A 26,008-nucleotide genomic window follows, 5' to 3' on the forward strand; every position below is an offset into this window, starting at 1 on the left:
AGACAGGGGTGGGGGCCCGGGGGGCGTTGCATCTGGCACGGTCCAACCCTGGCACACGGTGCCCGGAGCGGGCCTCGAAGTGGTCACCGGGCGTCGTGTACGGTGTCGCTCGAGACACGGGGTGCCGCATCCAGCGGCTGAGATCACACCCGTCGAACCTGCTCGAGCTCGTACTCGCGAAGGGATCGTCCATGGAGACCGTTGCGCCCTCCCCTGCCTGGGCCCACCGAACCGCCGAACTGCTCGAGGCCGTGCGTGCCCGGGCGCCGCTGGTGCAGTGCATCACGAACACCGTCGTGCAGAACGTCACGGCGAACGTGCTGCTCGCACTCGGGGCCTCGCCCGCGATGGTCGACGTGCCGACCGAGGCGGGGCCGTTCGCCCGCGTCGCCGATGCCCTGCTGGTGAACACCGGTACCCCGCACGCCGAGCCGCGGGTCGCCGCGCTCGAGGCCGTGCACGCTGCCCGTGACGCGGGGACCCCGTGGGTCCTCGACCCGGTGGCGGTCGGCTCGCTGCCGGTGCGCACCGCCCTGGCGCGCGATCTGCTCGCGCTGCACCCGACGGTGCTGCGGGGCAACGCGTCCGAGGTGCTCGCCCTGCTCGGCGATTCGGCCGGTGGCCGCGGGGTCGACAGCACGGTGGGCACGGAGGACGCCCGGGTCGCGTCCGTCGCTGCTTCGGACGGGAGGCTCGTGGCCGCGGTGGCCGTGTCGGGTGCGGTCGACCTGCTGGTCGCGCCGGGCATCGGTGTGGTCCGGGTGGCGAACGGGACCGACCTGCTGACACGCATCACCGGTGGTGGGTGTGCGCTCGGCGCGGTCGTGGCCGCGTTCACGTCGGTCGCGCCGGAGGACGCGGGTGCCGCTGCCGTCGCCGCCACCGCCGTGCACACGATCGCCGCGGAGCTCGCGGCGCGGGATGCCGGTGGGCCGGGGACCTTCCAGCCGCTGTTCCTCGACCGGTTGGCGTCGCTGACCCCGGAGGACGTCGTCCGCGAGGCCCGGATCACGGTCGAGACCGCTCCTGTCGGTGCCCGGGCGGTGTCGGCATGAGCGGGCTGCAGTCCGCCGGGTTCGGCGTCTACCTGGTGACCGACGGTGCCCTGGCCGACCGGCACGGCATCGGGGTGCTCGGGGTCGTCCGTGCCGCCGTGCACGCCGGGGTCCGGATCGTGCAGGTACGGGACAAGGGCGCCTCGGCGCGTGACCTGCTGGCACTCACCGCGGCGGTCGCCGACGCCGTCGGGGACCGTGCAACGGTGGTGGTCGACGACCGGCTCGACGTCGCCCTCGCCGCACGGCACGCGGGACACCGGGTCGCGGGCGTGCACCTCGGCCAGTCCGACGTCCCCGTCACCGCCGCCCGTGCCCTGCTCGGCGCGGACGCCCACGTCGGCCTCACCGCGAACACGCTCGCGCACCTGGCTGCCGTCGAACGGCTCCCCCGCGGCACCGTGGACCTGCTCGGCGTCGGGGTCGTGCATCCCACGACGACGAAGGCGGACCACCCGCCGGCGCTGGGCCACGACGGGTTCGCCCGGCTGGCCGCCGCGACCGACGTGCCGTGCGTGGCGATCGGCGGGGTGACCCTCGACGACGTCGTGCCGCTCCGGGCTGCCGGTGCCGCGGGGGTGGCGATCGTCTCGGGCATCTGTGCCGCGGCCGACCCCGGATCCGCGGCGGCAGCCTACGTGGCCGCGTGGGGCCCTGGACCCGGCCACGGGGCGGAGGCGGGGCCGTCAGGTGCTGGCAATCCGTCCCTCCAGGCCGACATCACGCACCACGGGGCGGACGCATGAGCGTCCCACGGGTGCTGAGCATCGCCGGGACCGACCCGACGGGCGGGGCCGGGATGCAGGCGGACCTCAAGGCGATCGCCGCGCACGACGGGTACGGGATGGGGGTCGTGACGTCGCTCGTCGCGCAGAACACGCACGGGGTGCGGTCGGTGCACGTGCCGGACGTCGGGTTCCTGCGGGAGCAGCTCGACGCGGTGTCGGACGACGTCGTGGTCGACGCGGTGAAGATCGGGATGCTCGGCACCGCCGACGTCGTGCGGGTCGTGACGGACTGGCTGCGGGAGCACCGGCCGCCGGTGGTCGTCGTCGACCCGGTGATGGTGGCGACGAGCGGGGACCGGCTGCTCGACGAGGACGCGGCCGCAGCCATGGGGGCGCTGTTCGCGCTCGCCGACCTGGTGACGCCGAACCGGGCCGAGCTCGTGGTGCTGGCGGAGCTGGCCGGGTCCGGTGTGCCCGGTCGTGGTGCGTCGGCGTCGGCTTCGTCGCTGGCGGCGGCGCGTGCGGTGGCGGCGCGCTGGGATGTCCTGGTGCTGGCGAAGGGCGGGCACGACGAGGGGCCGACCTCGGACGACGTGCTCGTGGCACCGGACGGCACCGTGCGGGTGTTCACCGGTCCCCGGGTCACGACGACGAACACGCACGGCACCGGGTGCTCGCTCTCCAGTGCGGTCGCGACGCTCGCCGCGCGGCACGGCGACTGGGAGCTCGCGGTCGGGGTGGCGAAGGAGTGGCTGACGGCGGCGCTGCGCGGGGCCGACGCTCTGGCGGTCGGGAGCGGCAACGGTCCGGTGGACCACGGGGCGCAGACGCGGGCAGCCCTGCCGGCGCTGTCGTACACGGACGTGTGGTGGGCGGATGCGGCATCGGTGCTGCAGGAGACGATCGACTGCGCGTTCCTGGTGGGACTCCGGGACGGGACGCTCGAGCCGGAGGTGTTCGCGGGCTACCTGGCGCAGGACGTCCACTACCTGCGGGCGTACGAGCGGCACCTGGCGGCGCTCGGGGTCGGTGCTGGTGCTGGCGCTGCTGCTGGCGCTGGCGCTGGCGCTGGCGCTGGCGCTGGTGATGCTGCTGCGTTCTGGGCGGCGGCTGCGCAGGGGTGTGCCGACGAGGCGCGCGACCTGCACCACCGCCGGCTGACCGGTTCGCACGCCGACGATCCCGTGCACCCCACGTGCGCCGGGTACCTCGCGCACCTGCAGGAGGCCGCCGACTCCGGCTCCCGTGCGGTGCTCGCCGCCGCGGTGCTGCCGTGCTTCCGGGTCTACGCCTGGGTCGGGTCGCAGCTCGGGGTCGCTCCGGACGGGCACGCCTTCGCGGACTGGATCACGGCGTACGGGGACCCGGGGTTCGCGGCGTCGAGCGCCGAGGCGACCCGGCTCGTCGAGGAGGCAGCCCGTGCGGCGACACCCGACGAGCGCGGGAGGATGGCGCGGGCGTTCCGGCATTCGACGGAGTGGGAGCTCGCGTTCTTCCGGATGCCGACACAGGCCGACGACCGGGGCTAGCGGGCGACCGGCGCCAGCCGCACGAGTTCGACGGACAGCTCGGCACCGGTGACCGTGCCGCGCATCCACGTGTGGTCGGGCTGGCGACGGCGGTCGGTCGGCGAACCGGGGTTGAGCAGGCGCATCCCCGACGGCGCCACGGTGTCCCACGGGATGTGCGAGTGGCCGAAGACGAGCACGTCGGTGTCCGGGTACTCGGCGTCCATCCGGCGCTCCCGACCGGTCGACGCCCCGGTCTCGTGCACCAGGGCGAAGCGCAGGTCCTCGACACCGAACCGGGCGACGAGCGGCAGCCGGTCGTCGAACTCCGGACCGTCGTTGTTGCCCCGCACGCCCTCGAACCGGCGGGACCGCGCCTGCACGGCGTCGAGGGTGGCCAGGTCGACCCAGTCCCCCGCGTGCACCACGAGGTCGGCCGCGTCGACGTCGGCCCACAGCCCGGGCGGCAGGTCCTTCGCGCGCTTCGGCAGGTGCGTGTCGGACAGCAGGACGAACGACGTCGTCACGACTCGGTGGGTGCCGGCATCGGGAGCCCGGCCTCGTCCGAGGCGCCGAGGCGCTCCAGCAGCCCGGCGAGCAGCGCGATGTCGTCGTCCGACCAGTCGGCGAGCCGTTCGTCGAGCGCGTCGCGGTGCAGCTGCACCGAGCGCTCGAGCGCTGCACGGCCGGCGTCGGTCGCCTCGAGCGGCTTCGCGTTGCCGCTGCCACCGTCGGTCGTCCGCACCAGCCCGGTCGCGAGGAGCCCGGACAGCTGCCGCGAGATCGTCGACCGGTTCAGCCGCAGGTAGCGGGCGATGTCGATGGCCATGCAGCCCGGGTGCTGGACGACGAAGTCGACGAGGGACTGGTCGACGACGCTCAACACCTGGTCCGAGCCCCGGGCACGGATGCTCGCCCGACGGGTGATGCGGGCGAGCTCGGTGTACGCCCGGCTGATGTCGCTGTTGCGGACCCTCGAACTCGGGTGGTCCATGGTGGCTCCAGCCTGTCTGTGCCGGCGCCGGCCGGCGGTCTTCTCGTCCGGTCACACTACCGGCGGGTCCGCGGAGAGTGGGGTCAGCGACCGGAGGCCGCGGCCTGCAGCGCGGGGATGTCCAGCTTGACCATCTGCATCATGGCCTCGAACACGCGGGCGTTGGCCTCCGGATCACCCGATCCGCTCATCAGCTCCCCCAGCATCGACGGGGTCACCTGCCACGCCAGACCCCAGCGGTCGGTCAACCAGCCGCACGCCATCGGGCTCCCGCCGTCGGCGAGCAGTGCGTCCCACAGCCGGTCGAGCTCGTCCTGCGTGTCCACGTCGATCTGGAACGAGACCGCGTCGGTGTGCGGGTGCCCGGGGCCGCCGTTCATCGCGCGGTACGGGGCGCCGAGCAACGTGAACTCCACGACCAGGGCACGGCCGTCGGGCATCCGCCTGACGCTGTCGACGCGACTGTCGGGGAACAGTCCGACGTAGTACTCGGCCGCTTGCTCGGCCTGGTCGTCGTACCAGAGGAACGGGGTGATGGTGGGCACGGGAGCCCCTTCGTTCGGTGCTCAGTCCGCGGCGCTGCGGCTGAGCAGGTCGGCTTTCTCGGGGTGTTCGTCGAACCACTTGCCGACGAACCAGCACATCGGGACGATGCGTTTCGTGGTCGACGACTCGACGTCGGCGACGGCGTACTCGACGAGTTGCGCCGCGTAGCCGTGGCCGCGGTGCTTCGGGACCGTGTACGTGTGCGGGAACGCCACCGCGTCACCGTTCACCCGGTAGTCGAGCACGCTCACGAGCTCGCCGCCGACGTACATCGCGTAGCGGTCCTGGTCGGTCTCGTCACGGAACTCGGGGTCCATGCCGCCATCATGCTCCCGGCGGGGCGTTCGTGCCCCCGGGGAATGCACGACGGCGGGCAGCGTTGCAGGGACACCATGACAACCATCGGAATCATCGGCGCCGGCAACATCGGATCCCAGCTCGCTCGACTCGCGGTACGGAACGGCCACCAGGTCGTCATCGCGAACTCCCGCGGCCCGGAGACCCTGACCGACCTGGTCACGGAACTCGGCGACGGCGCACGCGCAGCGACCCGCGACGAGGCAGCCGCAGCGGGCGAGATCGTCGTCGTGACGGTGCCGCTCGCCGCGATCGAGACGATCCCCGTCGAGCCCCTCGTCGGCAAGGTCGTCATCGACACGAACAACTACTACTGGGAGCGCGACGGCCACATCGCCGCCCTCGACGACCAGTCCACGACCACCGCCGAGATGCTGCAGGACCACCTGCCCGGCGCCCGTGTCGTGAAGGCGTTCAACCACATCGGCGCCGACGACCTGACCGGCCACGCGACGCCCGCCGGCACCCCTGATCGTCGTGCCCTCGTCATCGCCGGCGACGACGACTCCGCCAAGCAGACCGTCGCCGAGCTCATCGACGCGTTCGGCTTCGACGTCGTCGACGCCGGGCCGCTCGCCGAGGGCTGGCGCATCCAGCGGGACACCCCCGGCTACGGCCCGCGGATGACCGCCGCCGAGCTGCGCGACGCCTTGGCCGCCGCGACGCGCTAGCGCCGCGCCGCCGCTGGCGCCGCGCCGCCGCACCGCCGCACCGCCGCTGTACCGCGCCGCCGACGCCGTTTCGCGCTGAGCGACGCCCCACGGGCTCCGCTGCCCGTGACCTGTCGCTCAGCGCGAAACAACCGGGCGCGAAACGAGCCGACCCGGCGCGAAGGCCCGCTCAGGCCCGGTCGAAGATCGTCGTCATGTCGGTGATGTCGTCCTCGGTCGGCGGCGACCCCGAACTGGGGCTGCGATCCGCCCAGCGGTTGCCGCTACAACTGAGCATGGATCAGTCGACGGAAGGAGCGCCGCAGTGGCAGCGCATCGCATGCCCGAATCGGACCGGCCCCGTCGGCCCGTCCCGGCCTGGGTGACCGCGCCGCCCGTCGACGAGGTCGCGCCCGAAAGGGTCGCCGCCGCCGGTCACGTGAACGCCTCAGGCCGGGAGGCCCGCCCCACCCCCGCCTTGTCACGCGCCGCCCACGCGGCGCCGGTCCCACCGACCACGGTCGCCCCGGCAGGGAACGCCGCGGCTGAGCAGGCACCCGCGGCGCACGCTCCGACGTCCGAGCCGGCGTCGATCGCCGCCCTGGTCGAGGCCGACGCCCCGGTACCCGACTTCCCGCCGCAGCAGGAACTGTTGCCCCCGGCCCCGACATCACCGAACGTGCACACCGTGCCGTTCGAGACGCCCGCGGTGCCGCCGTCGTCGGTCGTCCCCGCCTCCGGGCTCGTGGTGCCGGTCTCCCCGGTCGCCGCCGCACCCGCGTCGGCGGACGCCGCACCACTCGTCGCAGCACCGCTCACCACCCCCTCGCCGGAGGCCTCCCCGGCACCACCGACCGCCGTGCCCGTCGCCGGACAGCCCCGGTTCTCGGTGCCCGGCCTCGAACACGTGGTCGTCGAGGGCACCGAACCCGAGCCCGTCGGCCCGATCGGCTACCGGACACCCCGACGTTTCGCCCACCAGCAGGCCGCCGCACGGTCGGCAGCACCCACACCCGCAGCCGCGGGGTCGTTCGACGCCGTGCTGCACGCGGCGCCCACCACCGCCGCTCCCGGCGGCACCGCCGTCGCGACCCCGAAAGCCCGGGCGACCACGGCCCTGGTCGCACCCACCCCGGTGCCGCAGGGTGCTGGCGGGGGCGAGGCGGGCCTCCCGACCGAACTGCTCGACCAGCCCGTGACCGCAGGCGCCGTGCCGGGGCCACGCCGTGCGCTCGGCGCGACCGCCGGTGCGGTGCTCGGTGCCGTCGCCGGGATCGCGACGATCGGTCTGGCGGCCTGGTGGTTCACCGCTCCGGCGACCGTGCACGGCGTCGGCGTGGTGCTCGGACTGCTCGCGTTGGTGCTCTCGATCGTGACACTGCGCGACCGCACGGCCACGTGGCAGCGACCGGTCGCGCTGCTCGGTGCGGTGCTCGGCGGTGTCGGCACGGTCGTGCTGCTGTGGGCGGTCGCGGCGGCGTTGCTGCCGCTCGCGGGCGTGACGCTGCCGGACGTCACCGGCACCGGCACGACCCCGACGCTCGCCCCGTAGCGCGGCGAGCGCTCAGACGCCGTCGTCTCGGCAGGACGCCGCGTCGACGTCGAGACGCCCCGAAAGTCGCGGCGTCTCGACGGCTCGGCGGTGTCGAGACAACACGCCGGCGTCTTGCTGCGGACACCAGCCCGAACACGCCGGCGTCTCGCCGCCGATGCACGCGCTCAGACGGCGCGGACGACCCCGCGGGACAGGATCGCGTTCGTCAGCGCGTCGATCAGTTCCCGCTGCACCGTCGGGTTCGCGATGAGGACGTAGTCCACCGCAGGCAGGTCCGGCAGCCCGAGCCGCTGCGACACCTTCACCAGGTCGGCCGGGATCAGCGAGTGCGGGAACACCGCGACGCCGATGCCCGCGCGCACCGCGGCGAGCACCCCGTTGACGTCGCGGGTGTTGCAGGTGATCCGCCAGGTGCGGCCCGCGGCCTCGAGGGCGTCGATCGCCATCTGCCGGCTGATGCTCGGCGCCTGGTACGCGATGAGCGGGACGGGTTCGCCGGGTTCCAGGGCGATGCCGTCCTGCGCCATCCACACCATCTGGTCGGTGGCGACCCGGGTGCCCTCGGCGGACTCCCCCGCCGTCTGCTTGATGAACACCAGGTCGAGCTGGCCGGCGTGCACCCGGCGGAGCAGCGGTGACGACTGGTTCACCGTGAGCTCGAGGTTCACCTGCGGGTGCAGCCGTCGGAAGTCCCGCAGGATCCGCGGCAGCTGGGTGATGGCGAGGTCGTCCGCCGCCCCGAACCGCAGCCGCCCGCGGGTGGCCGCGCCGGAGAAGTAGGCGTCGGCGGTGGCGTGCGCGGCGAGGATCGTCCGTGCGAACCCGGCCATCGCGTCCCCGTTGTCGGTCAGGGCGACGCCGCGGGTGTCCCGGGCGACCAGGGTGCGCGCCACCGCGGTCTCGAGGCGCCGGACGTGCTGCGACACCGTCGGCTGGCTGATGCCGAGCCGGGTCCCGGCCTGCGTGAAGCTGCCGGTCTCCGCCACGGCCAGGAACGTCTGCAACAGGACCGGATCGAGCACGTCGCGCCTTCCGTCGGTGCGACCTCATTCGACATCGCAATGGAGTGATAGCCACCATAGGGGTATCGAATGGCCCGGCGCCACGTAGTTTCGTTGGGGTACCAGATCCACACCGACGTCCGGAGAACCCCGCACCGTGAGCGCGTCACCGACGACCCTCCCCCCGCCCACCGAACCGCTCCCGATCCAGGCCACGCGACCGCCGTGGCGCCACACGCTGATCGCCCTGTCCGTGCCGAACTTCCGGCTGTTCACGGCGACGAACCTGGTGGCGATGACCGCCGGCTGGATGCAGCGCATCGCACAGGACTGGCTCGTGCTGCAGCTGACCGGGTCGGTCGCGCAGGTCGGCATCACGGTCGCCTGCCAGTTCGCGCCGATGCTGCTGTTCGGGCTGCTCGGGGGCGTCCTGGTCGACCGGTTCTCGAAGCGCGCGCTCATGATGATCACCCAGGGAGCCTTCGCGGTGCTGTCCGCGCTGCTCGCCGTCCTGACGCTCGCCGGCGTCGTCGAAGCGTGGCACATCTGGGTGATCGCGTTCCTGGTCGGCATGGTCACCGTCATCGACAACCCGGCACGGCAGGTGTTCGTCACCGAGATCGTCGGGCACAAGCACCTGCGGAACGCCATCAGCGTGAACTCGTCGGTGTTCCAGCTGGGCGGCATGATCGGTCCGGCGCTGTCCGGGGCCCTGCTCGTCGCGGTCGGTGCGGGGTGGTCGTTCGGGGTGAACGCGATCGCCTGCGTCGCCGTCGTCGTGACGCTCGGGTTCCTGAAGGTCTCCGAACTGCACCGCACACCACCGGCGCCCCGCGGCAAGGGGCAGCTCGTGGAGGGCCTCCGCTACGCCGTGCACAAGCCGACGATCATCGTGCCGGTGATCCTCGTGGCGTTCTTCTCGGTGTTCGCACTGACCATGCCCGTGCTGCTGTCCGCCTTCGCGTCACAGGTCTACGACGTCGGTGCGGGCGGCTACGGGGTCTTCAACTCCGCCGTGGCGATCGGCGCCCTGGTCGGTGCACTGCTCTCCACCCGGAGGGCCGTCGTCCGGCTCCGCACCATCGTCGGCGGGGTGTTCTGGACGGGCGTGCTGCTCGTCGTCTCGGGGTCGATCCCGGCGATCGCACCGTTCACCGTCGCGCTGGTTGCTGTCGGGATGTCGCAGCTGCTGTTCCAGACCGCGTCGAACTCGCTCGTGCAGCTGTCGTCGAACGTGGCGATCCGCGGCCGGGTGATGTCGCTCTACGTCCTGGTGCTGCTCGGTGGACAGGCGATCGGCGGGCCGCTGATGGGCCAGATCGTCGACCGCTTCGGTGCGCACGTGGGGATGATGGTCGCCGGAGGCGTGCCGGCCGCGGCCGCCGCCGTGATCGCGCTCGTGCTCGCCCGCCGGGGCGGCCTGCACCTGGCGGTGCGGATGCGCCACCACCTGCCGGTGCCGGCGATCGTCGCGCACTGACGCGGGGGCCCTGGCGGTGACCATCCGCCGGCCTGGAGGCTCGTGGCGGCTCCGTCCCGCGCCTCCCGTCCGCCCGTTGGTCGCGCCCGGCGGTGCGCAAGACACCGGTGTTCACGCTCGACGCCGCGGGATCCCGCGGTGCGTTGCGTGAACACCGGTGCCTTGCGAGGGGCAGTGCCTCAGTAGGCGACGCCGAAACGCGTCTGGTGGTGCGCCGGGGTGACGATCTCGTCGACGAACGCGATCGCGTAGTCGGCGCCGGAGATGTCCGAGTTGCCCTCGGCGTCGGCGAGTAGAACCTCGTCCGAGGCGCGGTAGGTGCCGCGACGCTCGCCCGGGTTGTAGCCGCCGAAGGCCGCGGCGGGGCTCACGTAGAACCAGTCGACCTCGGTGTCCGACGCACGGAGGGCGTCGAGGATCTGCGCGTGGCTCTTCGCCTCGCCCTTGAAGGCGTCCGGGAAGCCGTCGGTGTCGAAGAGGCGGGGGCCGTCCTCGGACACGCGCATCGAGCCGGCACCGCCGACGATGCCGAGCCGCGCACCGGCCGCAGCGGCGGCGTCGACGAAGTGCTGGAACTTGTCCTTCAGCTCGCTGCCGTCGGCCTGCACGGCGTGGAGCGAGACGATGACGACGTCGGCACCCTTGGTGACCTCGGACACGAAGTCGGCGTCGAACGCGTCACCCTGCGCCAGGGTCAGGCCCTCGGCCGGCTCGAGCTTGCTCGTGTCGCGGGCGACCGCGGTGACGGTGATGCCGCGGGACAGTGCCTCGTGGGTGATGGCGGAGCCGGCGTAGCCGGTGCCTCCGAAGACGACGATGTTGGTCATGGTGTTCCCTTCGTGGACGTGCTGGGCGTCAGTGACGTTGACAGTCACCGTACAAGAGTTACTCTCTTTGAGTAAGTAGGCACCTGGCGGTGCGTGACGGAGGACACCATGTCAGCACTCGAGTACAGCCCCTACGCGGCGGACTGCCCCAGTCGGCAGCTGCTCGACCGCATCGGCGACCGCTGGAGCGTGCTGACGATCGGCGCCCTCGCCGACGGTCCCGCACGGTACTCGGCGGTGGCGGCCCGGGTGCAGGGGGGTCTCCCAGAAGATGCTCACCCAGACGCTGCGGGCCCTCGAGCGCGACGGCATGGTGACGCGGACGGTGTTCCCCGAGATCCCGCCGCACGTGGAGTACGAACTGACCGAGCTCGGGCGATCGCTGCGCACGGTGCTCGTGCCGCTGGAGGACTGGGCCACCTCGCACATGCCCGACGTCGCCGAGGCGCGCGAGGGGTACGACGCGCGCTGAGCGACCCCGCACTCGGAATCCCCGACGGCGACGAGTGGTTGCCTGGGGACATGCGATCGATCGTCTACACGAAGCCCGGTGCCAGCAGCGTCCTCGAACTCGTCGAGCGGGAGGTCCCGGAGCCCGGTGCCGGTGAGGTCCGCGTCCGCGTCGTCGTCTCCGGCGTCAACCCGACCGACTGGAAGGCCCGTGCCGGCGGCACGTACGGCGACGGACTGCCCTTCCCCGAGATCACGCCGAACCAGGACGGGGCAGGTGTCGTCGACGCCGTCGGCCCCGGAGTCGACGGGTTGACCGTCGGTGACCGCGTGTGGCTCTTCATGGCGGCGGCGTCACGGCCGACCGGCACGGCACAGGAGTACACGGTCGTGCCCGAGTCGCGCGTGGTCCCGCTGCCCGACGGCGTCTCGTTCGACGTCGGCGCCTCGCTCGGCGTCCCCGCGATGACGGCGCACCGGGCCCTCACCACCCACGAGGACGGCCCCGCACGCCTGGGGCCCGGAGCCCTCGACGGCTTCACCGTGCTCGTCGCCGGCGGCGCCGGTGCCGTGGGGCACGCCGCCATCCAGCTCGCCCGCTGGGCCGGAGCGACCGTCATCACGACGATCAGCTCGGACGCGAAGGCAGCCCTTGCCACGGCAGCCGGCGCCCACCAGGTCGTGAACTACCGCGAGGAGGGCGCCGCCGAGCGCATCCGGGCGATCGCGCCGGACGGTGTCGACATCGTCGTCGAGGTGTCGATCCCGCAGAACGCCGCGCTGGTCGCCGACGTGCTGGCGAACCACGGAGTCGTGTCGATCTACGCGAACAACGGCGGCGACGAGGCGAGCCTGCCGATCCGCCCGAACATGAGCGTGAACGCCCGCTACCAGTTCCTGCTGCTCTACACGATCGGCGACGAGGCGCTGTCCGCGGCGGCCGAGGACGTCACCGAGGCGCTGCACGACGGTGTACTGCCGGTCGGCGAGGACGCCGGACTCCCGCTCACCCGCTTCACGCTCGGGCAGACCGCCCAGGCGCACGACGCGGTCGAGCAGGACACGGTCGGCAAGGTGCTCATCGACGTGACCGAGGCGCCGTAGCTGCGACAACTGATCCGGCTCGGGCTCCGGCTCCGGCTCCGGCTCCGGCTCCGGCTCCGGCTAAAACGAACGGCTCCCACGCACGCGTGGGAGCCGTTCGTCGTGGACGTTGCGGGAGGGGTCAGCGACCCAGTCGCGCGGCGATCGCTGCGGTGACCCGGAGCCGGGCTGCAGCGCGCTCGCGTTCGATGTTGGCGGCGATGACGTCGAGGTCTTCGTAGTCGGCGTCGGTGGTGGTGTCGTTCCAGTTCGGCGAGGAGATCCGGGCACGCCCGAACGACGGCGGAGCAGGGTTCACGGTCGTCATGGGGGCATCGTACGTCGAGCGTCCGACAGAGCGTGTGAGCATCACGGGCCTTTCCTTGGATTGCGGTCGCGCTCGGGGAACGAGTAGGTCAGCGAGAACGCGACGGCCATGAACGACGCCATCATCGCGATGTTCTTGGCGTCGAGTTCGGTGAAGGCGTCGGGGACCGGAGAGTCGACGGTGAGCATGCCGAACGAGTACTGGTCCGACCGGATCACCACCGAGACGTACGAGGTGTACCGCGGCTCGAAGCCCGGCAGGTCCTGGTCGACGTCGACGTCGGCCGAGCGGTCACCGACGATCCGGGGTGATCCGCCGACCAGCACCCACTCGAGGTTGCGGTCGCCGTAGGGCGTGCCGGCGCGGAAGACCCCGGCGGTGTCGCCGGCCCCACCGTGACCGATCGGCTCGAGCGCCCGCAGATCGGTGGACAGCTGGTACACGTTGGCGCGGACGTCGGGCACCTTCGGCAGCAGGTAGAACGCCAGGGCCACGGCGACGCGGTCGGCGACGACCGAGAGTTCGCCGTGGCGCTCGGACCGGGGCAGCTCGGTGAACCGGACGAGCCGGGTGGCGATCTGGCCGAACGCGTACCGGACCGCCGTCGACTGCTCGAGCTCCGCCGCGGTGGCGTTGTCCTCGGCCACCAACCGAGCGGCGTCGCTGCGCCGGGTCCGGACCACCTGCACGGTCACGGCGCCGACGAGCACGACGAGCCCGAACGCGACGAGCGACAGTCGGACCGCCGGCGTGACGAACAGGTTCGGCAGCTGGAACGCCGCGGTGGGCGCAGCAGCCACCACGATCGGCCAAACGACCGTGCCGACCCGTCCTGAACGCTGGTTCCCCATGACCACGACGCTAGGTCACGCCACCGACGCGGACGGAGTTGTCCACAGGCGGGTTCTCCACAGGATCCATCGGCCTCCACCGGCCCGTCGCACGCAGCTGGTAAGCAGGACCCATGACCGACGTCAGCACGCCCGTTCCCGGATCCAGAGCCCTCGTCCTCGGTGGCGGAGGTGTCGCCGGCATCGCGTGGGAAGTCGGCGTCCTCGTCGCGCTGCAGGAAGCCGGCGTCGACCTCGACGCCGCCGACCTCGTCGTCGGCACCAGCGCCGGCAGCGTCGTCGGCGCGTTCGTCCGGAACGGTGCCGTCCAGCAGGCCTACGACCAGCAGCACACCCCGGCGCCGACCACCTACGAAGAGCCGGCCCCCATCGACGTCGAGGCCGTGCAGCAGCACATCGGCGCAGCACTGCAGGGTGCGACCGGCGAGCAGGACGCCCGGGCTCGACTCGGCCAGGCCGCCCAGCAGGTCGTCGGTGGTCAGAGCGACGACGAGCGCACGGCGACCTTCGGCGAGACGCTCCCGTCCACCGAGTGGCCGGAGAAGCCGCTCGCCGTCACCGCGGTCGACGCCACCGACGGCACCTTCCGCCTGCTGACGGCGGCCGACGGCGTACCGCTCCCCCGTGCGGTCGCGGCCAGCTGCTCGGTGCCCTTCGTCTGGACCCCGGTCACCATCGACGGCCGCCCGTACGTCGACGGTGGTGTCCGCTCGGGCACCAACGCCGACGCCGCCGCCGGGTACGAGCGCGTGCTCGTCATCGCCTGCGGCCCCGAGGGCCCGTCCCCGTGCGGGCCGTGGCTCGACGTCGCCGTCGAGGCCCTGCGCGCCGGTGGTTCGTCGGTCGAGGTCGTGGTGGCGGACAGCGCGTCCCAGCAGGCCTTCGGCACGAACTCGCTCTCGCTCGCCACCCAGGCACCGTCGGCCGAGGCCGGCCACGCCCAGGGCACCGCGGTCGCCGAGCAGGTCGCCGCCTTCTGGGCCGAGGACCTGGCGAGCGTGCACGCATGAGCACCCCGTTCTCCGACCTCGACCAGTACGTCGCGCTCCCCCGCGTCGACGGCATCGACATCAGCCCCGACGGCACCCGCGTCGCCCTGACGGTCAGTGCCCTCGACCCCGACGGCACCGGGTACCGCCGGTCGATCTGGCAGGTACCAGCAGCCGCGGCCGAGGACGCGGACGACGCCGGCACACCCGCCGCACGCCCGGTCCGCCTCACGCGCTCCGCCAAGGGCGAGGGCGGCATCGCCTTCACCCGCACCGGCGACCTGCTCTTCGTCTCCGCCCGGCCCGACGCCGACGCCACCGACCTCGAGACAGCCCAGCTCTGGGTGCTGCCCGCGACCGGTGGCGAGGCCCGTCCGCTCACCCGCCTGGCCGGCGGCGTCGGTGGGGTCCTGGCCACCGCGGCCTCGTCGGACGTCGTGGCGCTGACCGCCGACCTGCTGCCGGGGGCCGGCTCCGACCCCGCGACCGTGCTCGAGGCCGACGCGGAGCTCCGGAAGAGCCGGAAGGACAAGCAGGTCCGCGCGATCCTGCACGAGACCTACCCGGTCCGGTACTGGGACCACGACCTCGGGCCGGCCCAGACGCACGTGCTGACGCTCGACACGGCCGACACCGGCAGCGACGCCGTCGGCGCCAGCGCCGAGCCCGTCCAGCCCGTCGACCGCACACCGGCCCCCGGTCGCTCGCTCGACCACGTCAGCGGGGCGCTCACGCCCGACGGCTCGGTCCTGCTGGCATCCGTCGGCGTCCGGGAGGCCCGTGGGGACCGCTCGACGCTCGTCACCGTCGACCTGTCCAGCGGCCACCGCACGGTGCTGTTCGACGACGTCGACGTCGACCACGAGATGCCGGCGCTCAGCCACGACGGCAGGACGATCGCCTGGGTCCGCACCGTCCGCTCCACCCCGGCCGGCGCGAACCAGCAGGAGGTCTGGGTCGCCCGCATCGACGGCTCCGACGCCCGCCGCGTCGCGACCAACTGGGACCGCTGGCCGAGCGAGCTCGTGTTCGAACACGGCGACCGCGCGCTCCTGGCGGTCGCCGACCAGGACGGCCGCGCGCCGGTCTTCCGCATCCCCCTCGACGGCGGCGCCGTCGAGCAGCTGACGCACGACGACTGGGCGTACTCGAGCCTGCGCGTGGCGGCGGCGACGGGCGTGGTCGTGGCGCTCCGGGCCTCCTGGGCGGCCCCGCTGCACCCGGTGCGGATCGCGACGGACGGCACGGTGACCGCGCTGGCGACGCCGGCGCCCCTGCCGGACGTGCCCGCCCACCTGGAAGAGGTCGAGACGACCGCTGCCGACGGTGCCCGTGTGCGCGGCTGGCTGGTCGTACCCGAAGGCGACGGGCCGCACCCGCTCGTCCTGTGGATCCACGGCGGACCGCTCAACTCGTGGAACCAGTGGTCCTGGCGCTGGAACCCGATGCTGCTCGCAGCCCGCGGGTACGCCGTGCTGCTGCCGGACCCCGCGCTGTCCACCGGCTACGGGCTCGACTTCGTGAACCGTGGCTGGAACGCCTGGGGCCAGGCGCCGTACACCGACCTGGTGGCGATCACCGACGTGGTCGAGGCGCGGGCGGACATCGACGCGACCCGCACCGCCGCGATGGGCGGGTCGTTCGGCGGGTACATGGCGAACTGGGTCGCCGGGCACACCGACCGGTTCCGCGCGATCGTCACCCACGCGAGCCTGTGGGCGCTCGACCAGTTCAACGGCACGACGGACTCGTCGCAGTACTGGTCGTCGATCTTCGACGCCGAGGGGATCGCGGCGAACGACCCGCACCGGTTCGTGGCCGACATCACGTCACCGATGCTCGTCATCCACGGCGACAAGGACTACCGGGTGCCGATCGGCGAGGGGCTGCGGCTCTGGTCCGAACTCGCGGAGCACCACGCGGCACCGGACGGCTCGATGCCGCACCGGTTCCTGTACTTCCCGGACGAGAACCACTGGGTGCTCGCTCCGCAGCACGCGGTGGTCTGGTACGAGACGGTGTTCGCGTTCCTCGGGCAGCACGTGCTCGACCAGGAGTGGGAGCGGCCGGCGCTGCTCGGGTAGCGCGGCGGGCCGGGCTGGCCGCTAGACGAACGCGGCCTGCCCGGTGATCGCCCGCCCGACGATCAGGGTGTTGACCTCGCGCGTGCCCTCGTACGAGTAGATCGCCTCGGCATCGGCGAAGAACCGGGCCACGCCCTTGTCGAGCACGATGCCGTTGCCGCCCTGTACTTCGCGGCACCAGGCGACGGTCTCCCGCATCTTCGCGGTGGCGAACGCCTTGGCCATCGCCGAGTGCTCGTCGCCACCGACCCCGGCGTCCTGCATGGCCGAGGCCTGCGTGCACAGTGCGATCGAGGCCGTGATGTTCGACAGCGACTTGACGAGCAGGTCCTGCACGAGCTGGTGGGCGGCGATCGGCTTGCCGAACTGGATCCGCTCGCGGGCGTAGGCCAGCGCGGCCTCGTACGCACCGACCGCGATGCCGACGGCCTGCCAGGCGACCTCGGTGCGGGTCAGTCGGAGCACCTCGGCGGTCGAGCGGAACGACGTCGCGTTCTGCAGCCGACGCGACTCGGGCACCCGGACGTCCTGCATGACGATGTCGGCGTTCTGCACGCCGCGCAGCGCGATCTTGTCCTCGATCTTCGTCGCGGTGAAGCCCGCGGTGTCGGTGGTGACGAGGAAGCCCTTGACCTGACCGTCGGCGACGTCCTTCGCCCAGATCACGACGACGTCGGCGAACGTGGCGTTGCCGATCCAGCGCTTCTCGCCGTCGAGCACCCACTCGTCGCCCTCGCGCCGGGCGGTGGTGCGCAGACCCTTCGCGGAGTCGCTGCCCGAGTACGGCTCGGTGAGCCCGAACGCCCCGACGATCTCACCCGCAGCCATGCGGGGCAGCCACTCGCGCTGCTGTTCGTCACTGCCGGCGACCGCGATCGAGTTCATCGCCAGGCCGGACTGCACGCCGATGAAGGTGGCGACGCTCGCGTCCACGCGTCCGAGTTCGAGGGCCGCCCAGCCGCGGTACACGGCCGAGTTCTCGAACTGCCGCACGAGCGGGACGCCGGGCCCGTACATGCCGAGCTCGGCGAGCGGCGCGATCACCTGCATCGGGAACTCGGCGCGCGCCCAGTACGCGTCGGCGATGGGCGCGACCTCGCGCTCGAGGTACTGCCGGAGCTGCCCGAGCGACGCGCGCTCCTGCTCGGTGAGCTGTTGCTGGAAGCCGTAGAAGTCCGATTCGAGCAGGGGCGTCGCGGGCATCGTCGTTGACATGGGAACCACGATGCATCATTCTCGAAAACGTTGCAAGAGAGGATCGCGTGTACACATCAGACTCTGCGCTGCGCGCCTTCCGGGAGGCCCGTCACACCTTCATCGCCGGCTCGCGGATCGACATGGGGGCGTTGGCTGCCGCACTCGGCGTCGACCGCACGTCGCTGTTCCGCTGGGTCGGCAACCGTGACCGGTTGCTGTCCGAGATCCTGTGGTCCCTCGCAGTCCCGACCCTCGACGGGGCCACCCACGCCGCCGACGAGATCGGGGCGACCGGAGCAGCCCGGCTCGTCGTCGTGCTCGACCGGTTCACCGCCGACCTGATCGACGCCCCGTACTTCCGGGCGTTCCTGACGCGCGAACCCGCTCGGGCGATGCGTCTGCTCACCACCTCGGACAGCGACGTGCAGAGCCGCTTCGTCGCCCGGGTGACCGCTCTCATCGAGCAGCAGGAGTCGTCCGGTACGTTCGATCCGGCACCGTTGTCGGCTGAGGAGCTCGCACGGCTGCTCGTCCGGATCTCCGAGTCGTTCACCTACGCCGAGTTCATCTCCGGTGAGACCCCTGATCCCGACCGGGCCCGTGCGGCGTTCGAGTACGTCCTGCGGCCCGACGCGGTGCACGCCACACCCGCACCACCGATCGGAGACCGATGACCATCGACGAGTACCCGTTCCGCCGCTCCTACCCCACCCGGTGGAACGACAACGACATGTTCGGGCACGTCAACAACACGATCTACTACTCGGCGATGGACAACGCGTCGACGTACTGGTTCCGCGAGGCCGCCGGGCTCGACCCGTTCTCGTCGGAGTGGATCGCCGTGCTGGTGTCGTCGAGCTGCCGGTTCGTCGAGTCCGCCGTCTGGCCGGACGTGATCGAGGTCGGGATGCGCTCGAAGCACCTCGGCACCACGAGCCTGTCGTGGGAGTTCGGTCTGTTCCGTCAGTCCGACGGCGCCCTGCTCGCCACCGGTGAGTTCGTGCACGTCATCATCGACCGCGAGGGCGCCCGCCGTCCGATCCCGCTGCCCGCCGAGCTCCGCGAGCTCGTGACCGGCTCGATGGTCGCGCAGCAGCCCGCCGTCGCCGACTGACGACCTCAGCCCTTGAGGGCTGCCAGCTCGAGGTTGATGTCGTCGGGGTCCTGCACGGACAGGATCACCATGCCGGCGTCGCCGAGGTCGGTGACCTCGCCGTGCTCGACACCCGCGGCATCGAGTCGGGCGGCCGCCTCGTGCAGCTCGTCGACCGAACCCACGACGAAGCTCACGTGGTCGAGGCCGACGGTGTCCGGATCGAACGTCTGCCCCGCGGGAGCGACCGGACGGAGTCCGAACACCTGGTCACCGAGCCGGAACACCGATCCGCCGTAGAAACGCTCGCGGTCCTCGCGGACACCCGGCTCGTCGACCTGGTCGCTGAAGTCGATCGCCGGATCCGTGCCGAGCAGCAGCTGGTAGAAGGCCTTGCTCCGGTGGATGTCGGTCACGGTGACACGGACGTGGGCCAGGGCGGTCGGGTGTGCGAACGGCTCGGTCATGGTGGAGCTCCTCAGGGGTTGCGCGCCGTGGTTGCGACGCGCACCCGAGGCAACGCTCGGTCCCTCCGAAGCACCCGAGGCGGTGCGGCGACCGGACAGCCCCGTGCACGGCGTTCCGCACGCCGCACAACCGAAGTGCCCCCGAACCACGCGATCGCGCGGTTCGGGGGCACTTCGGTTGTGCAAGCGGCGCTGGACCCGAACGCCAGCGCCGCAGTCCGGGGTCAGATCAGGTCGTCGGTCAGGTGGTTCAGCGTGCCGAAGCGGTGCGCCGTGATGGACACCGCCTGCTCGCGGACGAACGGCAGGATCTCGAGCCGACCGGCCTCGGTCACGGGGCCTCCGTAGACCGCGATGTCCGGACGACCACCGACGGCCGAGTACAGCGCCGAGGTGTCACCGCCGATGAGCCGCACCCGGGTCGAGGGACCCGAGGCGACCGAGCTCGCGAAGGCCGCGTCGGACACCGTCTGCGACAGCGAGCGGACGATCGGCAGCGCACGGATAGCCGAGGCGACGGACGACGGCAGCGTCGCCGCCGTGGAGACCTCGATCGCCGTGCCGGCACGGAGCGCAGCGGCGACCACGCGGACGAGCTCAGGGACAGCATCCTCGTCGGCAGAAGCCAGCCGCACCTGCACCGACGGGAACGGCAGGTACCGGGCGATGTTCCGCTCGGCAGAGAGCGCCGAGACGTCGGTCGCGGTGCCGAAGAGCGTCGACCACGCCTGCTCGTCCGACGCCAGCGCACGGTCGAGCATCGGCGCCGCGACCTCGGCAGCCCGGGCGAACGCCGAGACCGGACCCGACACGGCGACACCGGACGCAGCGACCGCCGGTGCGGGCGTCCAGGACCCGAGCCCGAGCAGGTAGTTCAGCCCACCCGCCTTCGTGCCGGCGCCCACGGCCGACTTCTTCCACCCGCCGAACGGCTGGCGGCGGACGATGGCGCCCGTGATGCCGCGGTTGACGTAGAGGTTGCCCGCCTGGATCCGCGACAGCCACGTGCCGATCTCGGCCGGGTCGAGCGAGTGCAGGCCCGAGGTCAGGCCGTAGTCGACCTCGTTCACGATGTCGATCGCCTCGTCGAGCGAGTCCGCGGTCATCATGCCGAGGATCGGGCCGAAGTACTCGGTGCGGTGGAACTCCGAGCCGCGGCGGACGCCCTGTCGGACACCCGGGCTCCAGAGCTTGCCGGTCTCGTCGAGCTGCTTCGGCTCGACGGCCCAGGACTCCCCCGCGCCGAGCTTCGTCAGGCCGTCGAGCAGCTTGCCCGAGGCCGGCTCGATGACGGGCCCCATCTGCGTCGCGGCGTCGGTCGGGTAGCCCACCGTGAGCGAGGCCACCGCGTCGAGCAGCTGGTTCCGGAAGCGCTTCGACTTCGCGACCGAGCCGACCATGACGACGAGGGACGCGGCCGAGCACTTCTGACCGGCGTGCCCGAACGCCGACGCGACGACGTCCTTCACGGCGAGGTCGAGGTCGGACGACGGCGTGACGATCACGGCGTTCTTGCCCGAGGTCTCGGCGAGCAGCGGCAGGTCGGGGCGGAACGAACGGAAGAGCTCGGCCGTCTCGTACGCACCGGTGAGGATGACCTGGTCGACCATCGGCGACGCGATGAGCTGCTGCCCGAGGTCGTTCTCCGACACCTGCAGGAACGCGAGCACGTCGGCCGGGGCCCCGTGGGCGTCGAGCGCGGTCTCGATGATCGAGGCGAGCACGGCCCCGGAGCGCTCGGCGGGCGGCGCGGGCTTCAGCACGACGGCGGACCCGGCCGCCAGCGCGGCGAGGGTCGATCCGGCGGGGATCGCGACGGGGAAGTTCCACGGCGGCGCGACCAGGGTCAGCGCCGCGGGGGTGAAGGTCGCACCGTCGACGTCGTCGAGCGAGGACGCCAGGGTGCCGTAGAAGTGTGCGAAGTCGATCGCCTCGGACACCTCGGGGTCGGCCTGGTCGATGGTCTTGCCGGTCTCCGACGCCATGACCTCGATGAGGGCGGCGCGGTTCGCCTCGAGTGCGTCGCCGACGGCGTGCAGCACGGCGCCACGCGCACCACCGGACCAGGTCCCCCAGACCGCACCGGCGGCCTTGGCGCGGCCGAGCGCGGTGTCGAGCGCCGTGGCGGAGTCGACCCGGGCCTCCTGGACGGCGCGGACGCCGAGCGTCGACGAGGCGACCCGCGCGGTGATGGCGTCGCCCCAGGCGCGGACGGCGCCGACCGAGGGGTCGCTGTCCGGGGTGTTCTCGAAGTGGCCGGGGCCGGGGCGGCCGACGGCGGCGTAGCGGTCGGCGACACGGTGGGAGACCGGCGCTTCGAGGCCCTCGGGCGTCGCGAGCGGTACCAGGGACGCGCGGAAGCGCTCCTCTTCACGGGCGAACAGCGGCGGCGAGGACACCAGCGAGAAGACCGCGGACATGAAGTTGTCCTGCGACGCACCCTCTTCGAGACGGCGGATCAGGTAGGCGATCGCGACGTCGAACTCGCCCGGGTGGACGACCGGCGTGTAGAGCAGGAGCGACCCGACGGTGTTCTTCACGGCCGACGCCTGACCCTGCGCCATGCCGAGCAGCATCTCGAACTCGATACCGTCCCGCACGCCGCGCTCACCGGCGAGCAGCCAGGCGTGGGCGACGTCGAACAGGTTGTGCCCGGCGACACCGACCCGCACGTTCGCGACGCGGTCGGGGGTGAGCGCCCAGTCGAGCACGCGCTTGTAGTTGGTGTCCGAGTCCTGCTTGGTGTGCCAGGTGGCGAGCGGCCAGCCGTGCACCGAGGCCTCGACCTGCTCCATCGGCAAGTTCGCGCCCTTCACCAGACGGACCTTGATGCCGGCACCGCCGCGGGCACGGCGGGCGGCGGACCACTCCTGCAGCTCCTGCATCGCGGCGAGCGCGTCGGGCAGGTACGCCTGCAGCACGATCCCGGCCTCGAGGCCGAGGAACTCCGGCTCGTCGAGGAGCTTCGTGAAGACCGCGATGGTGAGGTCGAGGTCCTTGTACTCCTCCATGTCGAGGTTGATGAACTTGGCCGGGGTGGCGGCTGCGGCACGCTGGAAGAGCGGTCGGAGCTGCTCGACGATGTCGTCCACCGCGTGGCCGAACGCCCACGGCGAGTGCGGGTGCACGGTCGAGGACACCTTGATGGAGACGTAGTCGACGTCGTCGCGGGCCAGGAGCTTGTGCGTGCCCTCGAGTCGGCGGGCGGCTTCGCGCTCGCCCAGGACGGCCTCGCCGAGCAGGTTGACGTTGAGGCGGACGCCGTCGCGCTTGATGCCGGCGATGGCCGGGCCGAGCTTGGAGTCGGTGGCGTCGACGATCAGGTGGCCGACCATGTTGCGGAGGACGCGTCGGGCGATGGGGACCACGACGTTCGGCAGCATCGGGGCCATGGCGCCGCCGAGCCGGACGAGTCCGCGGAGCGCGGCGGGCAGGAACCCGGGGGCGTCCGGGGCGATCTGGCGGAGCTTGCGGGCGGCGACGGCGAGGTCTTCCGGTCGCACGACCCCGTCGACGAACCCGACGGCGAAGTCGAGTCCGGCGGGGTCGGCGAGCACGCCGGCGAGCTGCTTCGCGGAGCCGTCGACCGGGTAGGACTCGGCCTCGGCGAGCCACTGTCGGACGAGCGCGACGGACTGGTCCGCCAGGGCGTCGTGGTCGATGGCGGAGTCCTCGTGCAGCGTCGTCATGGGTTCAGTGTGGAGGTCCGGGATGCGGTAGCGGAAGTGAGCGTTCCTGATGGATACCGTTCAGTTGCGCTACCGTTCCGGTCCCGATCCGGCTAGCGTCGGACCATGCTCGACGTCCGCCGTCTCGTGCTCCTCCGTGAGCTGTCCATCCGTGGCACGATCGCGGCCGTCGCCGAGGCCGTGAACTTCACTCCGTCGGCGGTCTCGCAGCAGCTGAGCGCCCTGGAGCGGGAGGCCGGCGTGCAGCTCCTGCGCAAGGCCGGGCGTCGGCTGCAGCTCACCCCGCAGGCGGAGGTGCTGGTGGCCGCGGCGGGCCAGGTGCTCGACGTCCTCGAGCACGCGCAGTCCCAGGTGGAGGAGACCCTGTCGTCCGTGCAGGGCCGCGTGCGGGTCGCCGTGTTCCAGTCCGCAGCCCTCGCCCTGATGCCGAGCGCCCTGCACGAGATGGCCACGGAACACCCCGACGTCCGGGTCGAGATGGTGCAGCGGGAACCGGAGACCGCACTGAACGAGACGTGGGCTCGTGACTTCGACATGGTCATCGCCGAGCAGTACCCGGCGCACGCCGCTCCGCACCTGCCCGGGCTCGACCGCTCCGACCTGACGACCGACGCCGTCCGGCTCGCCCTGCCCCCGCTCGACACTGCCCTGCGCCCGGTGTCGTCGCTCGAAGACGCCCGCACCATGCCCTGGGTGATGGAACCCCGCGGCACCGCGTCGCGGCACTTCGCCGAGCAGGTCTGTCGGCGCTGGGGCTTCGAGCCCGACGTCCGGTACGAGACCGCCGATCTGCAGACGCAGATCCGTCTGGTCGAGTCGGGCAACGCGGTGAGCCTGATGCCGGACCTGATGTGGACCGGTCGGACGACGACCTGTCGACTGCTCGAGCTGCCGGAGGGGCCCCGACGCACGATCTTCACCGTGGTGCGGTCCGCGGGGTCGTCGTCCCCGGCGGTGCGCGCACTCCGTGACGCGCTCGAGCGTGCGGCGGCGGCCGTCGGCGACTGATCCGCCAGCGCGTACGCCATCCAGTGCACGCCAGCCGGCACGCACACCATCCAGCGCAGGCCATCCAGCGCGCGCCGTCCGGCGCCGTGACCGGATCGAGACCTGGGCATCCGTCAGGATCTCGTCGGTGCAGACATCTCCTGGATGAGGGCACCTCCCGGTGCCCCGACCGGCATCCGAGGGGGATCCCATGAACCAGCCCTGCACCTCCACCACACGACGGGTCGCTGCCATCGGCGCAGCCGTCGCCATCGTCACCGCGTCGTCGGCGTTCGGCATCGGCGCCGCGACCGCCGTGGCGGCCGAGCCCACGACCGCCACGAGCACGGCCACACCCGGTACGCCGGCCGAGCCCGGTACGCCGGCCGAGCCCGCCGCGCCCGTCACGACGGTCGACACCGACGAGCAGCCGGGAGGCCCGTCCACCGATCCGACGCCGACTGCGGTCCCGGAAACGGCGACACCAGAGCCCACGGCACCCGCCGCACCGGCGACATCTGCGGCACCCGCGGCACCCGCGGCCGACGACGGCAGCGACCTCGCCTTCACGGAACCGTCGACCGCCGAGGACCCGATCGAGCTCACCGCCACCAGCGGCACGCCCTTCACACGCACCTTCGAGACCACCGGCGGCGACGGCACCGTCGGCTACGCCATCCAGGACGCCCCGTCCTCCGACTACTGGGTCAACGTCGACACCGGCGTCCTGAGCGGCGACCCGAAGGAGGCCGGGACCTTCCGGTTCCAGGTCGTCGCCCTGAGCGGCTCGACCGAGATCACACAGTACGTCGAGCTGACGGTCGCACCCGGCGACCCCGTGGGCGTGACGTTCGGCGTCGCCACCCCCGACTACAACGGGCTGTGGCAGGTCGAGACCGACGGCACGATCTGGGAACAGGCCGCCGGTCAGGGCCGCGTCCGCATCGTGCCGAGCATCCCCGTCGCTGAGGACACCCCCCTCACGCTCGCCGGGCTCGCGGTCGACGCGTACGGCAACCGGACCACGCCGGGTCCGGACTACCCCCGGTCGACGGTCACGAGCACGGACGACTCCGACTCGGCGGTGTGGAACGACGGGGACTCCTCGAACACCGTGACCTTCGGCGGCACCGGCACCCGGACCGTGACGGTCTCCGAAGGGGGCGTCTCCACGTCGTTCGAGGTCGTGGTCGGCGCCGAGGACACCGACGAACCCGCCGCCCCGGACACCATCACGTTCACCGAGCCCTCGACGCCCGAGTCACCCATCCGCATCGAGACCACCGCGGGCGAGCAGATCGAGCGCACCTTCACCGCGACGGGGTCGTCGACGGAGCTGCACTACGTCCTGCTGACCGGCCCGACGGCGTTCCCCGTCCCGGGCAACGAACACCCGATCGCACCGCTCGGCCTCGCCGTCGGTGACACGAGCGGGGTCCTGAGCGGCGCCCCGACGGTGGCCGGCGAGTACGACTTCCAGGTCATGGCCATGAACGGGTCCCGCGCTGCCACCCAGTACGTCCACTTGTCCATCCGTCCCGCCGCGACGAAGGAACTCAGCCTGCTCGTCGGCACGATCGGCTCCCCGAAGGCGTGGCTCCGTGACGCCGAGGGCCTGCGCGAGATCTTCGCGGAGAGCCCGAAGTCGATCCCGGTCGACGCCGTCCCCGTGACTCAGGGGGCGACGATGGTCGTCCGGGTGACGGCCCTCGACGCGTTCGGGAACAGCACGAAGGAGTCCGACGGCGCCCAGCCCGTCGTGACGAGCAGCGTGGCCAGCGACGAAGTGACGCTGCCGCACGGCGAGTGGGCGCCCCGCGTCGGGTTCCCGCACGCCTCGCCGCACACCATCACGGTCGCCCTCGGTGACGTCTCGACCACGTTCGACGTGGACGTGCGGCCGTCGGTCGCGACCGTCGGCGACACGACCCCGACGGCCGGCGGCGGCGGGCACCTCGCCTACACGGGCGCCGACGCCTCCGGGCCGCTCGCGTGGGCTCTCGGCCTGCTCGCCGCCGGCGGCGGCCTGCTGGTCCACCGGCTGCGTCGCCGTCGCGCCTGAGACGCGACCCCGCAACGGACGGGAGGC

Annotated in this window: 25 protein-coding genes and 1 riboswitch; of the genes, 14 read left to right on the forward strand and 11 right to left on the reverse strand. The window is 72.4% G+C overall.

Annotated elements, in window-relative coordinates:
* The first annotated feature begins 107 nt into the window (after positions 1-107).
* Positions 108-203: riboswitch (TPP riboswitch) on the forward strand.
* The 3 genes from thiM (at position 192) to thiD (ending at position 3,312) form a co-directional block, all read left to right on the forward strand.
* On the forward strand, positions 192-1,055 hold the full coding sequence (thiM, locus tag DEJ21_RS13405) for a hydroxyethylthiazole kinase (protein WP_181435889.1): 864 nt from the start codon (positions 192-194) through the stop codon (positions 1,053-1,055). (Overlaps the previous riboswitch by 12 nt.)
* Positions 1,052-1,801 (forward strand): thiamine phosphate synthase, encoded by a 750-nt coding sequence (gene thiE, locus DEJ21_RS13410; RefSeq protein WP_111224906.1) that lies wholly within the window; start codon positions 1,052-1,054, stop codon positions 1,799-1,801. The genes thiM and thiE overlap by 4 nt, the downstream gene beginning before the upstream one ends.
* Positions 1,798-3,312 carry a bifunctional hydroxymethylpyrimidine kinase/phosphomethylpyrimidine kinase gene (thiD, locus tag DEJ21_RS13415; RefSeq protein ID WP_111224907.1) on the forward strand — a complete coding sequence of 505 codons (1,515 nt, stop codon included), beginning with the start codon at positions 1,798-1,800 and terminating at the stop codon, positions 3,310-3,312. Before thiE ends, thiD begins: the two co-directional genes overlap by 4 nt.
* On the opposite strand, the gene DEJ21_RS13420 is transcribed toward thiD, so the two are convergent.
* From DEJ21_RS13420 to DEJ21_RS13435, 4 genes are all read right to left on the reverse strand, one after another.
* Positions 3,309-3,818 (reverse strand): metallophosphoesterase, encoded by a 510-nt coding sequence (locus DEJ21_RS13420; protein WP_111224908.1) that lies wholly within the window; start codon positions 3,816-3,818, stop codon positions 3,309-3,311. The genes thiD and DEJ21_RS13420 overlap by 4 nt on opposite strands.
* Entirely contained in the window at positions 3,815-4,285 is a 471-nt protein-coding gene (locus DEJ21_RS13425; RefSeq protein WP_051596672.1) for a MarR family winged helix-turn-helix transcriptional regulator, read from the reverse strand. Before DEJ21_RS13425 ends, DEJ21_RS13420 begins: the two co-directional genes overlap by 4 nt.
* Before the next feature lie 83 nt (positions 4,286-4,368).
* Entirely contained in the window at positions 4,369-4,830 is a 462-nt protein-coding gene (locus tag DEJ21_RS13430) for a VOC family protein (protein WP_111224909.1), read from the reverse strand.
* 21 nt (positions 4,831-4,851) lie between these two features.
* Positions 4,852-5,148: a GNAT family N-acetyltransferase gene (locus DEJ21_RS13435; RefSeq protein WP_111023751.1), complete on the reverse strand. Its 297-nt coding sequence runs from the start codon at positions 5,146-5,148 to the stop codon at positions 4,852-4,854.
* A 75-nt stretch (positions 5,149-5,223) separates the two neighbouring features.
* Between DEJ21_RS13435 and DEJ21_RS13440 the strand changes: the two genes are divergently transcribed.
* Both DEJ21_RS13440 and DEJ21_RS13445 read left to right on the forward strand, forming a co-directional pair.
* Positions 5,224-5,859, forward strand: coding sequence for an NADPH-dependent F420 reductase (locus tag DEJ21_RS13440; RefSeq protein WP_071405392.1), 636 nt, complete (start codon positions 5,224-5,226; stop codon positions 5,857-5,859).
* Between the two features lie 304 nt (positions 5,860-6,163).
* A complete protein-coding gene (locus tag DEJ21_RS13445; protein ID WP_146247777.1) occupies positions 6,164-7,390 on the forward strand; it encodes a hypothetical protein in 1,227 nt (408 codons plus the stop codon).
* Between the two features lie 167 nt (positions 7,391-7,557).
* Here the strand turns inward: DEJ21_RS13445 and DEJ21_RS13450 are convergent, their stop codons facing one another.
* Positions 7,558-8,415: a LysR substrate-binding domain-containing protein gene (locus DEJ21_RS13450; protein ID WP_111224911.1), complete on the reverse strand. Its 858-nt coding sequence runs from the start codon at positions 8,413-8,415 to the stop codon at positions 7,558-7,560.
* A 136-nt stretch (positions 8,416-8,551) separates the two neighbouring features.
* On the opposite strand from DEJ21_RS13450, the gene DEJ21_RS13455 reads away from it, so the two are divergent.
* Positions 8,552-9,874, forward strand: a complete 1,323-nt coding sequence (locus tag DEJ21_RS13455; RefSeq protein ID WP_110865086.1) for an MFS transporter — start codon at positions 8,552-8,554, stop codon at positions 9,872-9,874.
* A 179-nt stretch (positions 9,875-10,053) separates the two neighbouring features.
* Here the strand turns inward: DEJ21_RS13455 and DEJ21_RS13460 are convergent, their stop codons facing one another.
* Positions 10,054-10,701 carry an NAD(P)-dependent oxidoreductase gene (locus DEJ21_RS13460; RefSeq protein WP_111224912.1) on the reverse strand — a complete coding sequence of 216 codons (648 nt, stop codon included), beginning with the start codon at positions 10,699-10,701 and terminating at the stop codon, positions 10,054-10,056.
* 271 nt (positions 10,702-10,972) lie between these two features.
* Between DEJ21_RS13460 and DEJ21_RS18685 the strand changes: the two genes are divergently transcribed.
* Positions 10,973-11,173 (forward strand): helix-turn-helix domain-containing protein, encoded by a 201-nt coding sequence (locus DEJ21_RS18685; protein WP_309146991.1) that lies wholly within the window; start codon positions 10,973-10,975, stop codon positions 11,171-11,173.
* Positions 11,174-11,223: 50 nt separating this feature from the next.
* Positions 11,224-12,255 carry an NADPH:quinone reductase gene (locus DEJ21_RS13470; protein ID WP_111224913.1) on the forward strand — a complete coding sequence of 344 codons (1,032 nt, stop codon included), beginning with the start codon at positions 11,224-11,226 and terminating at the stop codon, positions 12,253-12,255.
* 121 nt (positions 12,256-12,376) lie between these two features.
* Here the strand turns inward: DEJ21_RS13470 and DEJ21_RS13475 are convergent, their stop codons facing one another.
* Positions 12,377-12,562, reverse strand: coding sequence for a hypothetical protein (locus tag DEJ21_RS13475; RefSeq protein ID WP_111093138.1), 186 nt, complete (start codon positions 12,560-12,562; stop codon positions 12,377-12,379).
* Positions 12,563-12,603: 41 nt separating this feature from the next.
* Positions 12,604-13,413 carry a GAF domain-containing protein gene (locus tag DEJ21_RS13480; RefSeq protein WP_146247778.1) on the reverse strand — a complete coding sequence of 270 codons (810 nt, stop codon included), beginning with the start codon at positions 13,411-13,413 and terminating at the stop codon, positions 12,604-12,606.
* A gap of 113 nt (positions 13,414-13,526) precedes the next feature.
* Between DEJ21_RS13480 and DEJ21_RS13485 the strand changes: the two genes are divergently transcribed.
* Together DEJ21_RS13485 and DEJ21_RS13490 are read left to right on the forward strand one after the other, a co-directional pair.
* Entirely contained in the window at positions 13,527-14,423 is an 897-nt protein-coding gene (locus DEJ21_RS13485; RefSeq protein ID WP_111104663.1) for a patatin-like phospholipase family protein, read from the forward strand.
* A complete protein-coding gene (locus DEJ21_RS13490; RefSeq protein ID WP_111224915.1) occupies positions 14,420-16,486 on the forward strand; it encodes an alpha/beta fold hydrolase in 2,067 nt (688 codons plus the stop codon). Before DEJ21_RS13485 ends, DEJ21_RS13490 begins: the two co-directional genes overlap by 4 nt.
* 21 nt (positions 16,487-16,507) lie before the next feature.
* Here DEJ21_RS13490 and DEJ21_RS13495 read toward each other — a convergent pair whose 3' ends face one another.
* Positions 16,508-17,689, reverse strand: coding sequence for an acyl-CoA dehydrogenase family protein (locus DEJ21_RS13495; protein WP_071405382.1), 1,182 nt, complete (start codon positions 17,687-17,689; stop codon positions 16,508-16,510).
* 59 nt (positions 17,690-17,748) lie between these two features.
* On the opposite strand from DEJ21_RS13495, the gene DEJ21_RS13500 reads away from it, so the two are divergent.
* Both DEJ21_RS13500 and DEJ21_RS13505 read left to right on the forward strand, forming a co-directional pair.
* Entirely contained in the window at positions 17,749-18,357 is a 609-nt protein-coding gene (locus DEJ21_RS13500) for a QsdR family transcriptional regulator (RefSeq protein ID WP_071247243.1), read from the forward strand.
* Positions 18,354-18,797: a thioesterase family protein gene (locus tag DEJ21_RS13505; protein ID WP_111039501.1), complete on the forward strand. Its 444-nt coding sequence runs from the start codon at positions 18,354-18,356 to the stop codon at positions 18,795-18,797. The genes DEJ21_RS13500 and DEJ21_RS13505 overlap by 4 nt, the downstream gene beginning before the upstream one ends.
* Before the next feature lie 5 nt (positions 18,798-18,802).
* Here the strand turns inward: DEJ21_RS13505 and DEJ21_RS13510 are convergent, their stop codons facing one another.
* The gene (locus tag DEJ21_RS13510; protein WP_111224916.1) at positions 18,803-19,243 is read right to left on the reverse strand and encodes a VOC family protein; all 441 of its coding nucleotides are present in this window, start codon (positions 19,241-19,243) and stop codon (positions 18,803-18,805) included.
* A 224-nt stretch (positions 19,244-19,467) separates the two neighbouring features.
* The gene (locus DEJ21_RS13515) at positions 19,468-22,932 is read right to left on the reverse strand and encodes a bifunctional proline dehydrogenase/L-glutamate gamma-semialdehyde dehydrogenase (RefSeq protein WP_111224917.1); all 3,465 of its coding nucleotides are present in this window, start codon (positions 22,930-22,932) and stop codon (positions 19,468-19,470) included.
* 105 nt (positions 22,933-23,037) lie between these two features.
* On the opposite strand from DEJ21_RS13515, the gene DEJ21_RS13520 reads away from it, so the two are divergent.
* Complete coding sequence (locus DEJ21_RS13520; protein WP_071405378.1) at positions 23,038-23,940, forward strand: LysR substrate-binding domain-containing protein; 903 nt, start codon at positions 23,038-23,040, stop codon at positions 23,938-23,940.
* Between the two features lie 190 nt (positions 23,941-24,130).
* The gene (locus DEJ21_RS13525; RefSeq protein WP_111224918.1) at positions 24,131-25,981 is read left to right on the forward strand and encodes a hypothetical protein; all 1,851 of its coding nucleotides are present in this window, start codon (positions 24,131-24,133) and stop codon (positions 25,979-25,981) included.
* The last annotated feature ends 27 nt before the right edge of the window (positions 25,982-26,008 follow it).

This window comes from Curtobacterium sp. MCSS17_006 (genome assembly GCF_003234215.1).
Lineage (GTDB): Bacteria > Actinomycetota > Actinomycetes > Actinomycetales > Microbacteriaceae > Curtobacterium > Curtobacterium flaccumfaciens.